The following is a 17,611-nucleotide window of genomic DNA, read 5'->3' as shown; positions in this document are numbered from 1 at the left end:
GGCTCAGGCCGCTTTGGCCGCGGCCGGACGCAGCAGCCACTCGCCGGCCAGCAGCAGCCCCATCAGCCCGTAGCTGATGGCGCCGTTATAGGCCAGCCACCAGTCCCACGGCGCCCAGGCGGCCAGGGTCGCGGCGGTGGCGCCGTTCAGGACGAAGAAGGCGCACCACACCAGCGTGACCTTGCGCGTGTAGCGCACGCCGGCCGGCGGCAGGTCGGGATGGCGCAGGCGCGCCAGGCGTTCGATCACCGGCGGGCCGAATTTCAGGCTGGCGCCGAAGACTGCCAGCATCATGGCGTTGACCATGACCGGATACCAGCGCAGGCCGGCTTGCGAATCCGTGGCGGCCAGGACCAGGCAGAACACGACCGCGACGGCCGGCAGCGCGCGCGAGCCGGGCTGCGCCGCGCCCGCGGTCAGGCCGCGCGCCAGCCACAGCAGCGCCAGCGGCAGCGCGATCCAGGCCGTGCTCACGCGTCCCAGCGCCGCATAGACGGCGAAGGGATACGCGATGCCGGCCACGGTCAGCGCGGCTGCCACGCCCCGTCTCATGCGGCCGGGTCCTGCTTCTGCCACATGGCTTCGACCACGTCCTCGATGGTGCGCACCGCACGGAAGTCGTTGGCGTCGAGCTTGCGGCCGGTCTGGCGGCGCACCTGGTCGATCAGATCGATGGCGTCGATGCTGTCGATTTCCAGGTCGGTGTACAGGTTCGCCGCGGGCGTGATGCGTTCCGGTTCGATCTCGAACAGTTCGATCAGCACGCTGCGCAGCGTATCGAAGATTTCTTCGCGGGTTTGCATCGTGGACTCCGTCTGCATTAGTCGTGGCGCTGGGCGTTCACGAAGGCTGCCAGCGTGGCGATGCTGGTGAAATGTTCGCGCATGTTCCGGGTTTCGGGATCGATGGTGATGCCGTAGCGCTTCTGCAGGGCCAGGCCCAGTTCCAGCGCGTCCACGGAGTCCAGCCCCAGGCCGTCGCCGAACAGCTGGGCGTCGCTGTCGATATCCTCGGGCGTGATGTCCTCCAGCCCCAGGGATTCGATGACGAAGGTTTTCAGTTCAAGTTCCAGTTGATTCATCCAGCTTGGACTCCGGGTTCGCCGCGATGGGCGATGGTTGGTTCGGCGCAGCGCGGGCGGGCGCGGCGCGCGCCAGCTCGGCTTCGAAATAGGCATGCAGGTAATCGTTCATCCGGCGTCCGGCGATGGGCAGCGGATGCGCGGCCAGCCAGGCGGCGGGATCGACGTCCTCGCCGACGTGGATGACATAGCGCATCCGGCTGGGCGGAATCCGGTACCAGGGCTCGCCCTTGGTCAGGCTGCGCGGATTCATGCTGATCACCACGGGCGTCACCACGCGCGCGCCGCGCAGCGCGATGGCGCAGGCGCCGCGATGAAAGCGCGGCGACGAATCGCGCGGCGTGCGGGTGCCTTCGGGAAAGACGATCAGCGTCTCGCCGTTGCGCAGCACCTCGGCGGCGCGGTCGAACATGTCGAAGCTCTCGTCGTTGGTGATGTAGCCGCAGCCGGCGATCGGCCCGCGCGTGAACGGGTTGGACGCCAGGCCGTGCTTGACGATGCAGTTGGCGTTGTCGACGTGGCCGACCAGGAACACCACGTCCAGCAGCGAGGGATGATTGGCCAGGATCATCTGCCCCGGCTGCCCCAGGCGCTCGGCGCCGCGGAAATCGATGGTCAGGATGCCGGTGCGCACCATGAAGCGGATGAAGATGCGGAACGTCCAGCTCAGGGTCCGGCGCGCCCGGCGCTGGCGCTCGCGCAGCCCGCCCGGCAGCAGGCGCTGCGCCGGGAACACCAGCACGCGCAGCAGCACGCCGCCCACGCCGAACAGCGTGAACGCCATGCCCGTGGCGACGAGCCGCCAGAGCCACCAGTCCTGCCGCGGCGCCGAGGTCGTCATGCCGCCCGCGTCCAGGTCCACTGGCGCGCGCGGTTCGCGTGCCGCCAGGCAGCGCCGCCCAGGCACAGTTGGCGCAGCAGGTTCAGGGGATTGGGCCACAGCTGCGGCGGCGTACAGGCCGGCTCGGCCGGGCGCGGCGCCATGGCCAGCGTCCAGTCGGCGCCGGGGCGCAGGTGCAGGGCGACGGCGTAGGAATACGGCACGTCCTGCACCCAGGGCGAATAGGGCGCCGGCGGCGATTCTTCGGCCAGCACCACCAGCACGTCGTCGTGGCCCTGGCCGAACAGCATGGCGGCTTCGACGATGGCGTGCTCCAGGCCGTCGTCCTCCACCGACAGGGCCACCGATTCGGCGGTTTCGCGGCGTATGATCGACCACTGAGCGGCGATGGCGTTGTGCACCGACAGGCCGAACGCCGTGGGCGAGAGCGGTTCGCCGGCGGCCAGCGCCTGCAGCAGCCCGAAGTTGCGGCTGGTCTCGCCGTGGCGCGAGGCGTAGACCAGCGGCATGCCGGGCCGGGCCTGGGCCATCGGCCACGCGCAGTCGAACACCCCGCGGGCCAGTGCGCTCAGGCGGCGGCGCTGCAGGGCGGGCAAGAAGTCCAGCCGGGCCGCATCCTGATTTCCGACGGGGCAGAACGGGTGTCGCGCCCAATCCAGCCAGCCTTCGGGGCTATCGATGCCAGGCGCCCAACCTCGCCATTGCGCGATCGAAAACGTCAACATAGCGCGCGATTCTACTACGGTGCTTTTGGCTGATTTTGATGAAAAAAGTTACCTGGGGCGCATCTTGTTGCGCGCTCTTCCGACCCTTTTAATGCAGGTTACCTTTTAACTTGGATACCCCTGAAATCCTGCTCTGGTGGGCCGACGGCCACGCCGCGCAAGCCTATTCGGAGGACCGGCTCTCGGCCGGCGACGCGGCGCGCGCGCGCACCGTGCGCGGGCCCCGGGCGCAGGCCGACTGGCGCGCCAGCCGCGCCCTGCTGCAGGACGTGCGCACGGCGCTGGCCGAAGGCGCAACGACCTCGCTCAGCCATAGCGCCGGCCATGCGCTGTGTGCCTCGGGGCCGGCGGGGCTGCCGCTGGGCGCCGACCTGGAGCGGATACGTCCCCGCGACGTGCCGCGCCTGGCGCGATGGGTCTGCGCGCCGCAGGAACAGGCCGCGCTGGCGCGGCTGGACGGCGCCGCGCGGCTGGAACGCTTCTACCTGCTATGGACGCTCAAGGAAGCCTTCGTGAAGGCGGCGCGGCTGGATTTTCCGGCGGACATGGCCGCGGTCGGCCTGGCGGGCGATCCGGACGCGGACTGGGCCGGATGGCGGCTGCGGACGCCGCCGGGAGCGTGGCGGGCGGCGGCTTACCGCCTGGGCGGGGAGTGGGTGGCGTCGGCGGTCTGGCGCGCCGCGGCCGGGACGCCGGCGCGCCCCGCGTGGCGCGCTGCAACCAATTGTGTGTTGCCGCCGGTTGCGATTTTGGGCGAGTGGGAGGCGTCAGCGGGCTGAAGCGGATGCGGGTTTACCATTAGATTGTTAAAGATGTATTATGAATATATGTTTAACGGCGAACCCGATCGCACCACAAGGAGCAGTAGATGTTGAGTCCCGAAATCCGCGCCCTGGTCAAGAGCACCGCCCCCGTCCTGAAGACGCATGGCGTTGCGCTGACCCGGCATTTTTATGCCCGCATGTTCCAGCACAACCCTGAGCTCAAGCAGGTCTTCAACCAGGGCCACCAGGAAGGCGGTCAACAGCAGCAGGCGCTGGCCGGCGCGGTCGCGGCGTATGCCGAACACATCGACGATCCTTCGGTGCTGATGCCGGTGGTGACACGCATCGTGCACAAGCACGTGAGCCTGGGCATCCGCCCCGAGCACTACCCCATCGTGGGCAAGCACCTGCTGGCCTCGATCCGCGAAGTGCTGGGCGAGGCGGCCACCGACGAACTGGTGGACGCCTGGGCCGCGGCCTACGGCCAGCTGGCCGATCTGCTGATTGCCGAAGAGGCGCGGCTGTACGGCGAATCGGCCGCCAAGCCCGGCGGCTGGACCGGCTGGCGCGGGTTCCGCGTGGTCGGCAAGCAGCGCGAAAGCGCCGAGATCACCTCGTTCTACCTGGCGCCTGCCGACGGCGGCAAGGTGCCCCCGTACCAGCCCGGCCAATACGTTTCGGTGCGCCTGTACGTGCCCGAACTGGGCCTGATGCAGCCGCGCCAGTACAGCCTGTCCGACGCGCCCGGCCAGGATCGCCTGCGCATCTCGGTCAAGCGCGAAACCGGCAGCGCGCAGGCGCCGGCCGGCCGCGTCTCCAACGCCCTGCACGACCGCCTGCAGGAGGGCGACGTGCTGGACGTGGCGCCGCCGCAGGGCGATTTCCATCTGCGTCCCGAAGGCAACGCGCCCGTGGTGCTGCTGAGCGGCGGCGTGGGCCTGACGCCCATGGTATCCATCCTGAACCACCTGGTGGGCCTGAACGACGACCGCCAGATCCGCTTCGTGCACGGCTGCCGCAACGGCTCGGTGCACGCCATGAAAGAGCACGTCAACAGCATCGCCGCCGAGCGTCCCAACGTGCGCAAGGCCGTGTTCTACGAGGAAGTCGGCAACGGCGACCAGCGCGGCCGCGACTACGACCACGCCGGCCGCGTGGACCTGCTCGCCATCCAGGACGACGCCATCGTGCCGGGCGCCGACTACTACCTGTGCGGCCCCGCCGGCTTCATGCGCGCGCAGCGCCAGGCCCTGACCAGCCTGGGCGTGCCCGAAGACCGCATCCATGCCGAGGCCTTCGGCAGCGGCGGCGCGCCGGCCTGAGCGGTGTATCCTGGCGGCCTGTCTCCCCGGCCGCCGGGGACCTTCCCGACCTTGCCATGCAACTGACCCGATTCACCGACTTCGGCCTGCGCGTGCTGATGTACCTGACGCAATGCCGCGACCGGCCTACCGCCGTCACCATCCCGGAGATCGCCGACCGCTTCAGCCTGTCGCGCAATCACCTGGTCAAGGTGGCGCACTTCATGGCGCAGCGCGGATGGATCGACACCTCGCGCGGCAAGGGCGGCGGCCTGCGCCTGGCGCGCCCGGCCGCCGAGTACCGGCTGGGCGACCTGATCCGCGAGCTGGAGCAGCAGGGCCCGCTGATCGACTGCCGCGAGCCGCCTTGCGCGCTGGACGGCGTCTGCCATCTTTCCGGCGTGCTGGCGCGCACGCTGCAGGCCTTCTACGACGCGCTCAACGGCTACACGCTGGCCGACCTGGTGCGCGATCCGACCGCCGCCGCCATCATCCGCCTGCACCGCGCCGCCTGAGGCGCGCATTCCCTTCTGCGCATTCCCTTTTGTTATGGACCCTGCGGCATTTGGCATTTGCGGCAGGCGCCGCGCGCGCCCGAGAATAGGCGATTCCCAGTCATTTGGATTCAGGCATGCGCGTTTGCGTCATCGGTGCCGGCGTCGTGGGCGTCACGTCGGCGTATTTTCTGGCGCGCCAGGGCCACGACGTGGTTCTGGTCGACAGCCAGCCCCGTCCGGCGGAAGTGTCCAGCTACGCCAACGGCGGACAGCTCAGCTACAGCTACGTGGCGCCGCTGGCCGGCCCCGGCGTGCTGCCCAGCGTGCCGGGCTGGCTGCTGCGGGCTGATTCGCCGCTGCGGTTCAGGCCCCGGCTGGACCCGCACCAGTGGCGCTGGTGCCTGCAATTCGCGCTGGCGTGCCGCGCCTCGGTGGCGCGCGAATCGACCGCCCAGCTCTCCGGCCTGTCCTATCTCAGCCGCGACGTGATGCATACCCTGCTGGAGCAGGAGAACCTGGATTTTGGCCACCTGAAGAACGGCAAGCTGATCGCCTACCGCAGCCCCGAGCTGCTGGAGAAAGCGCGCGCGCTGGTCGCCTACCAGGCCGCGCACGGGGCCGAGCAGCAGGTGCTGGACGCGGCCCAGACCCTGGCGCTGGAACCCGCGCTGGCCGGCATGGGCGGCAGCCTGGCCGGCGCCATCTACACGCCGAGCGAAGAGGCGGGCGATTGCCGCCAGTTCACCGAGGCGCTGTTCGAGCGCCTGCAGTCGCTGGGCAACGTGGAATGCGTCATGTCCAATCCGGTTTCCGGACTGCAGCGCGAAGGCCGCCGCATCGTGGCGGTGAACACGCGCCAGGGCGACATCGGTGCCGACGCCATCGTGCTGGCCACCGGCATCGGCACGCGCGCGCTGCTCGGTCCGCTGGGCCATGACGTCCCGCTGTATCCGCTCAAGGGCTACAGCCTGAGCGTGCCGCTGGCCGACGGCGATGATTCCGTGGCCCCGCGCATCAGCGTGACCGACTACGAACGGCGCATCGTCTACGCCCGCGTGGGCGGCATGCTGCGGATCGCGGCCATGGTGGACATCGGCAGCGCCGACGCCGACATCGACCCGGCGCGCATCGCGCTGCTCAAGCGCCAGGTGCGCGAGGCCTTCCCGGCGCTGGACCTGCGCCAGGCGGTGCCGTGGGCGGGCCTGCGCCCGGCCACGCCCACCGGCAAGCCCCTGATCGGGCGCAGCCCTGCGGCCGACAATCTGTGGCTCAACGTCGGCCAGGGCGCGCTGGGCTTCACGCTGGCCTGCGGCAGCGCGGCGCTGCTGACCGCCCAGATGGCGGACGTGGCCTTGCCCCTGGACCCCGCGCCGTTTCGCCCCTGAACCGGCCCATGTCCATTTTCAGATAGTCCCTGCCATTTCGTCGGCAGACGGACTGTCCCGCGCTCCCTAGGATAGGCATCCGCGCGCCGCTTCGCGGCCGCGTCCATCCTAATCCTGCGAGCGCAATCATCATGTCCTATCTGTACCCGTTGTTCGCCATTCTGTTCTGGGCGGGCAACGTCATCGTCTCCAAGATGGCGGCCAGCGCCATCTCGCCCACGGCCATCACCTTCTACCGGCTGGTGCTGGCGCTGTTCCTCATGGGCCTGTTCACCGCGCGCCCGGCCTGGCGCAACCGCAAGCTCATCCTGCGCCTCTGGCCCAAGCTGGCCCTGTACGGCGCGCTGTCCTCGGCGCTGTTCCAGGCGCTGTCGTACCGCGCCGCCGAAACCACCACGGCCACCAACATGGCCATTCTGACCGCGCTGATCCCCTTGCTCAGCATGCTGCTCAGCGTGCTGATCCTGCGCGACCCCCTGACCCTGGGCATGGCCGCGGGCGGGGCGCTTTCGTTCATCGGCCTGCTGTACCTGGTGGGGCAGGGCGACATGCTGAGCGTGTTCCAGCAAGGCATCCACGCGGGCGACGGCCTGATGCTGCTGGCGGCCCTGTCGTACGCGCTGTACGGCGTGCTGCTGCGCCACTGGAAGGTGCCGCTGCCGGCCTGGCAGTCGACCTTCGTGCAGTCGATCTTCGCGCTGCTCTACATGCTGCCGCTGTACCTGCGCGTGCCGGCGGCGCAGGCCGCGCTGGACGCGGACACCATTCCGCTGATTCTTTACGCGGGCATTTTCTCGTCGGTGCTGCTGTCGTTCCTGTGGATCGAGGGCGTGCAGCGGCTGGGCCCCAACCGTTGCAGCATCTTCATCAACCTGCTGCCGCTGTTCACCGCGCTGGCCGCCTTCGCGCTGCTGCGCGAGCAGCTGCATGGCTACCACCTGCTGGGCGGCGCGGTGACGCTGGCCGGCGTGCTGCTGGCGCAGACCGTGCAGCGGCCGCTGTTCGGCCGCGCCCGCGGGCTGGCGCTGGACTAGTCCGCGCCTGCGCCCGCGGGTTCGTCCCACACATTGCGCGCGCGCGGCGTCTCGATCCGGTAGTCGGAATATTTGCGGGCGAAGAATTCCGCGCCCAGCGCGGCCGCGGCGTCCAGCGGCCGGCGCGGGTCGGCGGCGATCTCGCCGCGCAGATTGCCCGCGCCGTGCACATAGCCGATGAAATCCGAGTGCGTGTAGCGCGCGTATTCCTGGACCTGGTGCACGATGCCCAGCGCGGCGCCGGGATAGGTCTCCTCGGAAGCCACGGCCAGGCCGAGGCGCTTGCCGGCCATGCGGGCCTTGACCCGCTCGGGCTCGGGGCCGGCGCCGGCGTAGTGCGCGAACGAACGGTCGAAGAAGGCCTTGGCCTGGGCCGACATGCCGTACCACCAGATGGGGGTGCACAGCAGCATGCCGTCGGCCGGCAGGAAATGCTCCAGGAACAGTTCCGCGTAGCGGTCCGTGGGCGCCGGCGCGCGCCGCAGGTCGGGCAGAAAGCCGTGGATGTAATCGTCCAGGAACAGCAGGCTGGCGCGCACGCCCGCGGTTTCGGCGCCGCGCAGCGCGGCCGCGCCCAGCGCCGCGCTGTTGCCGTCGCGCCGCGGGCTGCCCACCAGGATGAGCAGGCTTTTTTCGGCTTGATGTGAATTCATGTGAGGTTTCCCGTTCTTGCAGGCGATATGCCATGCGTCAGGCAGAATTTAGGTTCATCGCCGGGCGGCGACAAATGAGCATTCCTGAACTAAGATGAATCAAATTCATCCCGGGCCCGCCATCCATGTTCGCCACGCTACCCGTCACGGCGCTGCGCACCTTCGAGGCCGCCGCCAGGCTGCGCAGTTTCAAGCTGGCCGCGGTCGAGCTTGCCGTCACCGCGACGGCGGTTTCGCACCAGGTCAAGGCGCTGGAACGCCATGTGGGCGTGGCGCTGTTCGAACGCGTGCCGCGCGGGGTGCGCCTGACGGACGCCGGCGGCCGATTGTTCGCGCGCGTGCACGGCGCGCTGCTGGACGTGGCCCAGACACTGGACGACTTGCGGCCGGCGCCGGCCTCGGGCGCGCTGACGGTATCGACCACGCATTCGTTCGCGGCCTTGTGGCTGGTGCCGCGGCTGGGACGTTTCTACGAGGCCCATCCGCAATACCAGCTGCGCCTGAACGCCAGCGCCGAGTCGGTGGATCTGCTGCAGGACGCCAGCGTGGACGTGGCGGTGCGCTACAGCCGCCGGCAGTATCCGGGCCTGCATGCCGCCTGCACGCTGCAGGAGTGGTTCGGCGTCTATGGCGCGCCGGCCCTGGTGGCGCGGCAGGGCAGGCGCGCGCCGGCGCTGGTGACCGTGCGCTGGCGCGACTCGCTGTTGTACGAACAGGGCTGGCGGGACTGGTGCGAGGCGGCCGGGCTGCCGGCCTGGCGCCGGCCGGCGGCCGAACATGCCTATGACGAGGAACACTATGCGCTGCAGGCCGCCATCGCCGGGCAGGGCCTGGTGCTGGCCAGCTCGGTGATGGTGTCCGACAGCGTGGACGCGGGCACCCTGGTGGCCTGCCGTCCGCAGGTGCGGGTGGCGGGCGCGGCCTATACGGCGCTGTGCGCGCCGGGGCGCGAACGGCATCCGCCGGTCAAGGCGTTCCTGGCGTGGCTGGGCCGGGAATTCGAGGCCCAGGCATGAGACACGCCCCGCAGCTGATGCGCAGCGGCAGCCTCAGCGGCTACGTCGAACTGGTGCAATCGCTGGGCCGCGACCCTTACGCCTTCATGAAGGCGGTGGGCCTGCAGGCGAAGTTCCTGGACGATCCGGAGATGCTGATTTCGCGGGACGCCGTGCGCGAACTGCTGGAGATCACCGCGCGCGCCACGCGCACGGAAGACCTGGCGCTGCGCCTGGCCGCAAGGCGCAAGCTGTCCGCGCTCGGCCCCATCAGCCTGGTGCTCAGGCAAGCGCCCACGCCGCGCGCCGCCATCGACACCCTGTGCCGCTATCTGCGGCTGGTGAACGCCTCGCTGATCATCCGCGTCGAAGACGCGGGCAACGTGATCGTGCTGCGCGAGGATCTGCTGCCCACGCCCGGACTGGCGATGCGCCAGTCGGTCGAGCTGGCCGTGGGCACGCTGTTTCGCATCCTCAGCGAACTGATCGGGCCGCGCTGGCAGCCGCTGGACGTCTGTTTCACGCATCGTCCGCCCAAGGACGTCGCCGCGCATCGCGCCTATTTCCGCCGCGCCGTCAAATTCAACCAGGACTTCAACGGGCTGGTGTGCCTGGCCAGCGACCTGTCCCGCCCGCGCGAGCCGGGAGACCAGGTCGCCGCCGACCTGGCGCGCAGATACCTGGAAGCGGCGCTGACCGATCGCGGCGAGAGCGCCCAGGAGACCTGTCGCCGGGTCATATTGGCGCTGTTGCCCAGCGGCGCGTGCAGCGCGCAGGATGTGGCGCGCTTCCTGCACGTCGACCGCCGCACGCTGCACCGCCGGCTCGAAGCGGAAGGGCTGAGCTTCAGCCGGCTGCTCGACCAGGTGCGCTCGGACCTGGCCAGACACCATCTGCGCGAGAGCGACCTGCCGCTGGGCGAGGTGGCGGAGCTGCTGGGTTTCGCCCGCGCCAGCAGCTTCAGCCACTGGTTCCGCGGCCTGTTCGGCTGCAGCGCCACCGAGTGGAGCAGGCAGGCCGGGTCCATGTCCCAAAAAAGCAAACTTGTGTCCCAGAAAAGCAAGTGAGCGCGCAGCGTCCGGCAGATACTTATGCCCACAGGACAGGCATTGCGCAGCGCGCATCCGTCCGACATAAGAAAGCACAGGAGACGGACATGAGACTGCAGCGATTTGCACGGCCCGCCGTGGCCTTGATCGGATGGTCGCTGGCGTTCAGCGCCTGGGCGCTGGGCGGCAAGCCCTTGCGGGTCATCGTCCCGGGACAGCCGGGCGGCACGATAGACATCGCCGCCCGCGTGATCGGGCAGCAGATGTCCGCGGACACCGGCCGGCCCGTGGTCATCGAGAACCGTCCCGGCGCGACCGGCTCGATAGGCCTGAGCGCCATGCTGAAGGCCGATCCCGACGGCGACACCATCGCGCTCGGGCCGAACAACATGCTGGTCGAGGCGCCGCAGGTGATGAAGGTGCCGTACGACCCGCTGGGCGATATCGTCACCATCGCCCGGGTGGCGTTCACCAGCTATGCGCTGGTGAGTTCGGCGGACTATCCGGCCAAGGATTTCCCGAGCCTGGTCGAGCACCTGAAGACGCGCAAGGGCAAGTCTTCTTTCGCCAGCTACGGCACGGGCACGGTGTCGCAGTACTCCGGGCTGATCTTCAGCAGCCAGGCCGGGCTGGACATGCAGCACGTGGCCTACCTGGGATCGCCGCAGGCCCTGCAGGACGTGATCGGCGGGCAGGTCGACGTGATGTTCGACGGCATGGTGACGTCCCTGCCGCTGATCAAGAGCGGCCGGCTGCGCGCCTATGCCGTCGCCGGAAAGAACCGGTCCAGGTATTTTCCCGAGGTGCCGACGATGAGCGAGCTGGGCTACCCCGAAATCCAGTTCCAGGGCCAGGTTTGCTTCTACGGTTCCAGCAAGCTGCCGCCCGAGGTACTGGCCAGGCTCCAGGCCATCGTCAGCAAGGCGGCCAGCGCGCCGACGGTGCAGCAGAAGCTCGGTGACGTGGGCCTGGAGCCCGACGTGAGCACCGATACGGCCGCGCTGCTGGCCGAAAACCGGCAGCTGTTCCAGCGCAACGCCGCCATCGTCAAGAAGTTCGACATCCGGGCGAACTGACCCGCCCGCACCGTTTCCCACGCGACACGGGCGCGCCTGCGCGCGCCGGCACGGCCGCGCACGCCCGGCGCCGCAACCCTTCCATTTCCACCCCAGCGGAGCATCCAGCCATGAATTTCCTAGACGGCCATCTGTATCCCGAAAACCAGCAGCCCCTGATCATCACCGCCGCGCCTTACGCGCCGGGCTGGATTCCTTCGGACTTTCCCGAAGACATTCCGGTCACGATGGAAGAGCAGATCCAGAAGGCGGTGGACTGCTACGAAGCCGGCGCCACCGTGCTGCACCTGCACGTGCGCGAAGCCAACGGCAAGGGCAGCAAGCGCCTGTCCATGTTCAACGAACTGATCGCCGGCGTGCGCGAGGCCGTGCCCGAGATGATCATCCAGGTCGGCGGCTCCATCAGCTTCGCGCCCGAGGAAGGGCAGGCGGCCAAGTGGCTGAGCGACGACACCCGCCACATGCTGGCCGAACTCGATCCCAAGCCCGACCAGGTCACGGTGACCGTCAACACCACGCAGATGAACGTCACCGAACATGCCGGCGTCGATGACTTCCGGGGCGTTTCGCGCGGCTTTCCGGAGCTGTATTCGACCTACAAGGACATGATCGTGCCCTCCAATCCCAGCTGGGCCGAGGAGCACATCCGGCGCCTGACGGCGGCGGGCATCCAGAGCGAGTTCCAGGTCTACAACATCAACAGCTTCGAGACGATCGAGCGCATGATCCGCCGCGGCGTCTACAAGGGTCCGCTGGTGATGAACTGGGTCGCCATCAGCGGCGGCATGGACCAGGCCAACATCTACAACCTGGCCAACATGCTGCGCGCCGTGCCCGACGGCGCGGTGGTCACGGTGGAGAGCTCGGTGCTGAACGTGCTGCCCATCAACATGATCGGCATCGCCCTGGGCCTGCACGTGCGCTGCGGCATCGAGGACGTGCTGTGGAACCAGACGCGCACGGGCAAGATGAGCTCGGTCGAGCAGATCAGGCAGCTGGTCCGCATCTCCGGCGAATTCGGCCGCCCCATCGCCACCGCGCAGCAGGCGCGCGAGATCATGAAGATCGGCGTGTTCTACGAGACCGCCGACGAGACGCTGCGGGCCAACGGCTTCGCGCCCAACCGCAACGGCGGCAACCAGGGCTTTCTGCGCAAGCCGGACTGAAACCGGGCGGCCGGCCGGTCCGGCCGCGAACCTGAACCACGGGATGGATGAATCATGGCATCGTTGACTCGCAGGCAACTCATACTCGGCGCGACGGCGGCGCTGGCGGGCGGCCTGGTCCGCGCCCAGGGCGCCGGCGAATGGCCCGCGCGGCCGGTCAAGGTAATCGTCCCCGGCGGGCCGGGCGGCGTGCTGGACACGCTGGCGCGCCAGCTCTACGCCCGCCTGCAGGACGCGCTGGGCCAGCCTTTCGTGGTCGAGAACCGGCCCGGCGCGAACGGGCTGATCGGTTCGGCCGCGGTCAAGAACGCGGCGCCGGACGGCTATACGATCCTGCACAGCACGGCCTCGTCCATGGTGATGGCCGAGGCCCTGAATCCCGCCATATCGATCCGGACCTTGCGCGACCTGGAGCCGGTGGCGCTGTCCTCCGTGGGCGGGGTGCTGCTGGTGGTGCATCCGTCGGTGCCGGCCAGGACGCTGCCCGAACTGGTGGCGCTGCTGCGCAGCGATCCCGACAAGTACCCTTCGTACGGAAGCTGGGGCGTGGGCTCGAACGGCCACCTGACGATGGAGTGGCTCAAGCAGCGGGCGGGCCTGCGCATCAATCACGTTCCGTACAAGACCTCGCCTTCCTTGCTCACCAACATCGTGTCGGGCGAGCTGCCGATAGGCTGGGTCGATGTCGTGGCGCCGCTGGGCTTCATCGAGCAGGGCAAGCTGCGGCCCATCGCCCTGACCGGCACGGTGCGCAGCCCCCGGCTGCCCGAGGTGCCGGTGTTGTCCGAGCAGGGCTATCCCTTCACCGCCGCGGGCTGGCAAGGCATTTTCGCGCCCAAGGGCACGCCGCCGGAAATCGTGGAGCGCCTGCACGCCGTCATCAACCGCGAACAGGTGCAGCCGGCGTTCAGGCAGGCGCTGCTGCAGGCCAACGTGCCGCCGGCGCAGGCCGTCAGCCGCGAGGCGTTCGTGCAGACGATAAAGGACGACCTGGCGGCCTGGCGCAAGGTCGTGGTCGACGGCAATATCCAGGCGGATTGAGACAGGCCATGAAGATCGCTTCCCATGCCGAAAAGATCGGCCGCCTGCTGCGGCTGCGCGCCAGGCTCGACCCCCTGGAGGATTTCGAGCTGTGGTACTGGACCGGCCTGACGGCCGGAACCAATATCTGGAACGCCGCGCTGCACGCGGTGGGGCTGACCAGCGAGGACCGTGTTTTCTCGACCATTCCAGGCGTGCACGTGGTGCCGCAGCCCGACGGCGGCTGGCGGCGTGAACTGCGCGGCCCGGGCGACGTCAGCCATGTCGGCTGGCCGGCGATTCCAGGGGAAATGCCCGAGCCCGTGCAGCGCCTGGAAGCCGCGCTGCACGAACTGGAAACCTATCGCGATCCCTGCCTGCGGGGCGACCGCGTTCCGACGCAGGCCATAGTCGATGCCTGCGACGGTGCGCTGTCGGAAGCCATCGCAGTCTATGACGCGCTGGTCCTTCCGGAGGCGCGCAGATGATTCCTGACCATCATCGCGCCAAGGCGCGGCGGATCGAGCGCTCGCTCGCCAAGCTCACCGACGCGGATTGGGAGATCCGCATCGAGGCGGCGATGCTGGCGGCCACGCACTGGGTCAATTACACGCTGCACAGGACTGGCGTCAGCGACGAGTCCGAAGACATGGTGCACGCGTCCATGTGCATGGTGAGCGTGCTGCGCAAGTACCGGCTGGCCGAACCGCTGCTGATCGCGCAGCTCGAAGCGATCGAGGAACTGCGCCCCTTGCACGTGCGCGGCGACATGGAAGGCGGCGCCGGCGCTGCGGCCAGGGCGCTGGAACTGCTCGACGCGATAGGCGCGCGGGCGCGTGCGCTGTGATCCGGCGCCGGATTGACGGGTCCGGGAGCCGCTTCTAATATCGTCCGACATTGCGCGGCGGCCTCGCCGCGACCCTGGCGGCGCACCGTGAACCGATTCCATGAAATGACCGTATTCCTGGCGGTGGCCGAGGCGCAGAGCTTCGCCGCCGCCGCCCGGCGCCTGGAGATGTCGGCGCCCAGCGTCACACGCAGCGTGGCGGCGCTGGAGCGGCGGCTGGGCGCCTTGCTGCTGGTGCGCACCACGCGCAGCCTGCGCCTGACCGAGGCCGGCCAGCGCTATGCCGCGGACTGCCGCCGCATCCTCGAAGAAGTGGAGCAGGCCGATGACGCCGCGGCCGGCGCCATGGCCGCCCCGCGCGGCGCGCTCAGCATCACCGCGCCGGCCCTGTTCGGCGAGCTGCACGTGATGCCGGCGGTGCTGGGCTATCTGCGCGCGCACCGCGCAGTCTCGGTGCGCACGCTGCTGGTGGACCGCGTGGTCAATCTGCTCGACGAAGGCGTGGACGTGGCGGTGCGCATCGGCGCCTTGCCCGATTCGTCGCTGACCGCCGTGCAGGTGGGCGAGGTGCGCCGCGTGGTGTGCGCCGCGCCCGCGTTCCTGCGCGAACATGGCGCGCCGCGCGATCCGGACGAGCTGCAGCGCTATTGCACCATCACCGCGGCGATGGAAGGGCGCGGGCCGCAATGGCGCTTCCTGCAGGACGGCCAGCCCAGGCGCGTGCGGGTCGATTCGCAGCTGACGGTCACCTCGTTCCAGGCCGCGGTGCTGGCGGCCCGCGAGGGCTGGGGCCTGACGCAGGTGGTGTCCTACCAGGTCGCGCGTCACCTGGCCAGCGGCGAACTGGAAGTGGTGCTGCGCGACTTCGAACTGCCGCCCTTGCCGGTGCACGTGGTGTATCCGGAAGGCCGCAAGAGTTCGGCCAAGGTGCGCAGCTTCGTCGATTTCTGCGTCGAGGCCCTGCGCCGCGACCTGGCCGCGCTGCCGGCCTAGCCGCATTCTTTCACCGCCTGCAAGAGTGTTTTGCCGCGGCCGGCCGTTCCCCCGCGGCCGGCGCGGGGCCAAGATGGGCCTGTCTCCAGCCCCATTGAAGAAACCTCATGCAGACCGCCCAGCCTTCCATCCTGACGTTCTACAGCTTTCCGCTGTCCGGCCATGCCCATCGCGTGGCGCTCATGCTGTCCCTGCTCGATGTGCCGCACTGGACGATCGACGTGGACCTGCGCGGCGGCGAACATAAGCGCCCCGCGTTCCTGGCGCTCAATCCGTTCGGCCAGGTGCCGGTGATCGATGACGGCGGCGTGGTGGTGGCGGACTCCACCGCGATCCTGGTCTACCTGGCCAGGCGCTACGGCGGCCAGGCCTGGCTGCCCGAGGACGCCGTCGGCGCGGCCGCGGTGCAGCGCTGGCTGTCGGTGGCTTCCGGGCCGCTGGCCGCCGGTCCCGCCGCAGCGCGCCTGGTGACGCTGTTCGGTGCGCCCTACGACGTGGACAGCACGCTGGCGCGCGCCCATGCCTTGCTGGCGGTCATGGACCGCGAGCTGGCCGGCCGCGACTTTCTGGCCGGCGCGGCGCCCTCGATCGCGGACGTCGCCTGCTATGCCTATGTGGCGCATGCGCCCGAGGGCAATGTGTCGCTGGACGGCTATGCGGCGCTGCGGGCCTGGCTGCGCCGCATCGAAGGCCTGCCGCGCTTCGTGCCCATGGCTTGCTCGCCGGTGGGCCTGCTGGCCGCGTGATGGCAGGGAGCGCAATCATGTCCATCGCTTCGACGCCTGCCGCAACGCCGTCGCCCTGGCATGCCGGCGAAACCCTGCTGCAACGCCACGCCGGCGTGGCCGAACGCATGCAGCAGACCGGGCCCAAGGTCATCCGCGACTACATGCCGGACCAGCACCGCGAATTCTTCGCGCAGCTGCCGTTCCTGGTGGCCGGCGCGGTGGACGGGCAGGGCGATCCCTGGGCCGGCGTGCTGGAGGGGCCGCCCGGCTTCGCGGTCTCGCCCGATCCGCGCGTGCTGCGCGTCTGCGCCACGCCCGACGCCGACGATCCGCTGCTGGCCGGCCTGGGACCGGACCGGCCGGTGGGCGTGCTGGGCATCGAGCTGCACACGCGCCGGCGCAACCGGGTCAACGGCCGCATTTCGGCCTGGGACGGCAAGCGTTTCGAGATCGCGGTGGCGCAGTCCTTCGGCAACTGCCCCAAGTACATACAGGCCCGCGACTTCCATTTCTCCCGTTCGCCGGCGCTGCGTTTCGCCGGCGCGCCGCGCGAGCGCGACGGGCTGGACACCGCCGCCCGCGCGCTGATCGCGCGGTCCGACACCCTGTTCGTGGCCAGCTACGCCGACGCCGGCGAGCGCGCCGTGGACGTGTCGCACCGCGGCGGCAAGCCGGGCTTCGTGCGGGTGGCGGGCAATGTGCTGACCATCCCGGATTTCTCGGGCAATCGCTACTTCAACACCTTGGGCAACATGGTGCTGAACCCGCGCGCCGGGCTGCTGTTCATCGACTTCGAGCGCGGCGACGTGCTGCAGCTGGCCGGACGCGCCGAAGTGATCCTGGACAGCCCCGAGATCGCGCGGTTCGAGGGCGCCGAACGGCTGTGGCGGGTGCACGCGCGCCGCGTGGCGTTCCGTCCGGGCGCGCTGGCGCTGCGCTGGCGTTTCGAGGCCTATTCGCCGGCCTCTCTGGCGACCGGGCAGTGGGCCGGATCCTAGGGGTCCGTCTTCTGCACCACCGTGTCTTCCGGGCCGACCGGGCGGCCGTCCTGCGCGCGCACTTCCAGCCGGCGCACGGGCTGGCCGCGCTTGCGGTCGATCAGCAGCGAGTGGGGCTCGGCGGGGCCGTAATAGTGGTCTTCGCCCCATTGGCGCAGGCCGACGATCACCGGGAACAGCGCACGGCCTTTTTCCGTGAGCACGTATTCCTGGTAGGCGCTGCCGTCGGAGGCGGGGGCCGCGGCCAGGATGCCGTGCGCGGTCAGCGTGCGCAGGCGGTCGCTGAGGATGTTCTTGGCCACGCCCAGGCTTTTCTGGAATTCGCCGAAGCGGCGCAGCCCGTCGAAGGCGTCGCGCACGATCAATAGCGACCACCAGTCGCCGATGGCGTCCAGGGAGCGCGCGACCGGGCAGGCGGCGCCTTCGAAACTCGTGCGTTTGACCATGCCGATTCCTCG

The 17,611-nt window shown here is 69.6% G+C and carries 22 protein-coding genes; 15 read left to right on the top strand and 7 right to left on the bottom strand.

Going from position 1 to position 17,611, the window contains the following annotated elements:
• Positions 1-3: 3 nt before the first annotated feature.
• The 5 genes from A6B37_RS08430 to A6B37_RS08410 are packed head-to-tail and all read right to left on the bottom strand — an operon-like array spanning position 4 to position 2,647.
• Positions 4-540, bottom strand: a complete 537-nt coding sequence (locus A6B37_RS08430; RefSeq protein ID WP_348639087.1) for a hypothetical protein — start codon at positions 538-540, stop codon at positions 4-6.
• An 8-nt stretch (positions 541-548) separates the two neighbouring features.
• Positions 549-803 carry an acyl carrier protein gene (locus A6B37_RS08425; RefSeq protein ID WP_102771575.1) on the bottom strand — a complete coding sequence of 85 codons (255 nt, stop codon included), beginning with the start codon at positions 801-803 and terminating at the stop codon, positions 549-551.
• Between the two features lie 17 nt (positions 804-820).
• A complete protein-coding gene (locus A6B37_RS08420) occupies positions 821-1,081 on the bottom strand; it encodes a phosphopantetheine-binding protein (protein ID WP_102771574.1) in 261 nt (86 codons plus the stop codon).
• The gene (locus A6B37_RS08415; protein ID WP_246842400.1) at positions 1,062-1,943 is read right to left on the bottom strand and encodes a lysophospholipid acyltransferase family protein; all 882 of its coding nucleotides are present in this window, start codon (positions 1,941-1,943) and stop codon (positions 1,062-1,064) included. Before A6B37_RS08415 ends, A6B37_RS08420 begins: the two co-directional genes overlap by 20 nt.
• Positions 1,919-2,647, bottom strand: a complete 729-nt coding sequence (locus A6B37_RS08410) for a beta-ketoacyl synthase chain length factor (RefSeq protein ID WP_111825455.1) — start codon at positions 2,645-2,647, stop codon at positions 1,919-1,921. Before A6B37_RS08410 ends, A6B37_RS08415 begins: the two co-directional genes overlap by 25 nt.
• 110 nt (positions 2,648-2,757) lie before the next feature.
• Between A6B37_RS08410 and A6B37_RS08405 the strand changes: the two genes are divergently transcribed.
• The 5 genes from A6B37_RS08405 (at position 2,758) to A6B37_RS08385 (ending at position 7,628) form a co-directional block, all read left to right on the top strand.
• Positions 2,758-3,426, top strand: coding sequence for a 4'-phosphopantetheinyl transferase superfamily protein (locus A6B37_RS08405; protein ID WP_111825454.1), 669 nt, complete (start codon positions 2,758-2,760; stop codon positions 3,424-3,426).
• An 89-nt stretch (positions 3,427-3,515) separates the two neighbouring features.
• A complete protein-coding gene (hmpA, locus tag A6B37_RS08400) occupies positions 3,516-4,733 on the top strand; it encodes an NO-inducible flavohemoprotein (RefSeq protein ID WP_102771571.1) in 1,218 nt (405 codons plus the stop codon).
• A 56-nt stretch (positions 4,734-4,789) separates the two neighbouring features.
• Positions 4,790-5,227 (top strand): Rrf2 family transcriptional regulator, encoded by a 438-nt coding sequence (locus A6B37_RS08395; RefSeq protein WP_102771570.1) that lies wholly within the window; start codon positions 4,790-4,792, stop codon positions 5,225-5,227.
• Positions 5,228-5,343: 116 nt separating this feature from the next.
• Positions 5,344-6,594: a D-amino acid dehydrogenase gene (locus tag A6B37_RS08390; RefSeq protein WP_111825453.1), complete on the top strand. Its 1,251-nt coding sequence runs from the start codon at positions 5,344-5,346 to the stop codon at positions 6,592-6,594.
• Positions 6,595-6,725: 131 nt separating this feature from the next.
• Entirely contained in the window at positions 6,726-7,628 is a 903-nt protein-coding gene (locus A6B37_RS08385; RefSeq protein ID WP_111825452.1) for a DMT family transporter, read from the top strand.
• Here A6B37_RS08385 and A6B37_RS08380 read toward each other — a convergent pair.
• Positions 7,625-8,281: an NAD(P)H-dependent oxidoreductase gene (locus A6B37_RS08380; protein WP_102771567.1), complete on the bottom strand. Its 657-nt coding sequence runs from the start codon at positions 8,279-8,281 to the stop codon at positions 7,625-7,627. The genes A6B37_RS08385 and A6B37_RS08380 overlap by 4 nt on opposite strands.
• A gap of 125 nt (positions 8,282-8,406) precedes the next feature.
• Between A6B37_RS08380 and A6B37_RS08375 the strand changes: the two genes are divergently transcribed.
• The 10 genes from A6B37_RS08375 (at position 8,407) to A6B37_RS08330 (ending at position 17,153) form a co-directional block, all read left to right on the top strand.
• Positions 8,407-9,297: a LysR substrate-binding domain-containing protein gene (locus A6B37_RS08375; protein ID WP_111825451.1), complete on the top strand. Its 891-nt coding sequence runs from the start codon at positions 8,407-8,409 to the stop codon at positions 9,295-9,297.
• Entirely contained in the window at positions 9,294-10,343 is a 1,050-nt protein-coding gene (locus tag A6B37_RS08370; protein WP_111825450.1) for an AraC family transcriptional regulator, read from the top strand. Before A6B37_RS08375 ends, A6B37_RS08370 begins: the two co-directional genes overlap by 4 nt.
• An 89-nt stretch (positions 10,344-10,432) precedes the next feature.
• On the top strand, positions 10,433-11,401 hold the full coding sequence (locus tag A6B37_RS08365; protein WP_102771564.1) for a tripartite tricarboxylate transporter substrate binding protein: 969 nt from the start codon (positions 10,433-10,435) through the stop codon (positions 11,399-11,401).
• Positions 11,402-11,511: 110 nt separating this feature from the next.
• Positions 11,512-12,567 carry a 3-keto-5-aminohexanoate cleavage protein gene (locus A6B37_RS08360; protein WP_111825449.1) on the top strand — a complete coding sequence of 352 codons (1,056 nt, stop codon included), beginning with the start codon at positions 11,512-11,514 and terminating at the stop codon, positions 12,565-12,567.
• Between the two features lie 54 nt (positions 12,568-12,621).
• Positions 12,622-13,608: a tripartite tricarboxylate transporter substrate binding protein gene (locus A6B37_RS08355; RefSeq protein WP_111825448.1), complete on the top strand. Its 987-nt coding sequence runs from the start codon at positions 12,622-12,624 to the stop codon at positions 13,606-13,608.
• Positions 13,609-13,616: 8 nt separating this feature from the next.
• Complete coding sequence (locus A6B37_RS08350) at positions 13,617-14,075, top strand: hypothetical protein (RefSeq protein WP_102771561.1); 459 nt, start codon at positions 13,617-13,619, stop codon at positions 14,073-14,075.
• Positions 14,072-14,434: a hypothetical protein gene (locus A6B37_RS08345; RefSeq protein WP_111825447.1), complete on the top strand. Its 363-nt coding sequence runs from the start codon at positions 14,072-14,074 to the stop codon at positions 14,432-14,434. Before A6B37_RS08350 ends, A6B37_RS08345 begins: the two co-directional genes overlap by 4 nt.
• An 87-nt stretch (positions 14,435-14,521) precedes the next feature.
• Entirely contained in the window at positions 14,522-15,427 is a 906-nt protein-coding gene (locus A6B37_RS08340) for a LysR family transcriptional regulator (protein WP_168202133.1), read from the top strand.
• A gap of 107 nt (positions 15,428-15,534) precedes the next feature.
• Positions 15,535-16,173 carry a glutathione S-transferase gene (locus tag A6B37_RS08335; protein WP_111825446.1) on the top strand — a complete coding sequence of 213 codons (639 nt, stop codon included), beginning with the start codon at positions 15,535-15,537 and terminating at the stop codon, positions 16,171-16,173.
• 17 nt (positions 16,174-16,190) lie between these two features.
• The gene (locus A6B37_RS08330; RefSeq protein WP_111825445.1) at positions 16,191-17,153 is read left to right on the top strand and encodes a pyridoxamine 5'-phosphate oxidase family protein; all 963 of its coding nucleotides are present in this window, start codon (positions 16,191-16,193) and stop codon (positions 17,151-17,153) included.
• Here the strand turns inward: A6B37_RS08330 and A6B37_RS08325 are convergent.
• Complete coding sequence (locus tag A6B37_RS08325; RefSeq protein ID WP_111825444.1) at positions 17,150-17,599, bottom strand: helix-turn-helix domain-containing protein; 450 nt, start codon at positions 17,597-17,599, stop codon at positions 17,150-17,152. The two genes, A6B37_RS08330 and A6B37_RS08325, sit on opposite strands and share 4 nt — an antisense overlap.
• Positions 17,600-17,611: the final 12 nt, after the last annotated feature.

Source organism: Achromobacter sp. HZ01 (assembly GCF_003267925.1).
Taxonomy (GTDB): Bacteria; Pseudomonadota; Gammaproteobacteria; order Burkholderiales; family Burkholderiaceae_B; genus Achromobacter; species Achromobacter pulmonis_A.
The sequence above is the reverse complement of the archived record's forward strand: the minus strand, read 5'-3'. Positions and strand labels throughout refer to the sequence as shown.

Bases quoted from the DNA above. Each gene is read 5' to 3' on its own strand.
- A6B37_RS08375 (WP_111825451.1), top strand. From the start codon at position 8,407: ATGTTCGCCACGCTACCCGTCACGGCGCTGCGCACCTTCGAGGCCGCC.
- A6B37_RS08410 (WP_111825455.1), bottom strand. From the start codon at position 2,647: ATGTTGACGTTTTCGATCGCGCAATGGCGAGGTTGGGCGCCTGGCATC.
- A6B37_RS08420 (WP_102771574.1), bottom strand. From the start codon at position 1,081: ATGAATCAACTGGAACTTGAACTGAAAACCTTCGTCATCGAATCCCTG.
- A6B37_RS08370 (WP_111825450.1), top strand. From the start codon at position 9,294: ATGAGACACGCCCCGCAGCTGATGCGCAGCGGCAGCCTCAGCGGCTAC.
- A6B37_RS08330 (WP_111825445.1), top strand. From the start codon at position 16,191: ATGTCCATCGCTTCGACGCCTGCCGCAACGCCGTCGCCCTGGCATGCC.
- A6B37_RS08390 (WP_111825453.1), top strand. From the start codon at position 5,344: ATGCGCGTTTGCGTCATCGGTGCCGGCGTCGTGGGCGTCACGTCGGCG.
- A6B37_RS08360 (WP_111825449.1), top strand. From the start codon at position 11,512: ATGAATTTCCTAGACGGCCATCTGTATCCCGAAAACCAGCAGCCCCTG.
- A6B37_RS08355 (WP_111825448.1), top strand. From the start codon at position 12,622: ATGGCATCGTTGACTCGCAGGCAACTCATACTCGGCGCGACGGCGGCG.
- A6B37_RS08335 (WP_111825446.1), top strand. From the start codon at position 15,535: ATGCAGACCGCCCAGCCTTCCATCCTGACGTTCTACAGCTTTCCGCTG.
- A6B37_RS08385 (WP_111825452.1), top strand. From the start codon at position 6,726: ATGTCCTATCTGTACCCGTTGTTCGCCATTCTGTTCTGGGCGGGCAAC.
- A6B37_RS08395 (WP_102771570.1), top strand. From the start codon at position 4,790: ATGCAACTGACCCGATTCACCGACTTCGGCCTGCGCGTGCTGATGTAC.
- A6B37_RS08325 (WP_111825444.1), bottom strand. From the start codon at position 17,599: ATGGTCAAACGCACGAGTTTCGAAGGCGCCGCCTGCCCGGTCGCGCGC.
- A6B37_RS08350 (WP_102771561.1), top strand. From the start codon at position 13,617: ATGAAGATCGCTTCCCATGCCGAAAAGATCGGCCGCCTGCTGCGGCTG.
- hmpA (WP_102771571.1), top strand. From the start codon at position 3,516: ATGTTGAGTCCCGAAATCCGCGCCCTGGTCAAGAGCACCGCCCCCGTC.
- A6B37_RS08380 (WP_102771567.1), bottom strand. From the start codon at position 8,281: ATGAATTCACATCAAGCCGAAAAAAGCCTGCTCATCCTGGTGGGCAGC.
- A6B37_RS08365 (WP_102771564.1), top strand. From the start codon at position 10,433: ATGAGACTGCAGCGATTTGCACGGCCCGCCGTGGCCTTGATCGGATGG.
- A6B37_RS08425 (WP_102771575.1), bottom strand. From the start codon at position 803: ATGCAAACCCGCGAAGAAATCTTCGATACGCTGCGCAGCGTGCTGATC.
- A6B37_RS08345 (WP_111825447.1), top strand. From the start codon at position 14,072: ATGATTCCTGACCATCATCGCGCCAAGGCGCGGCGGATCGAGCGCTCG.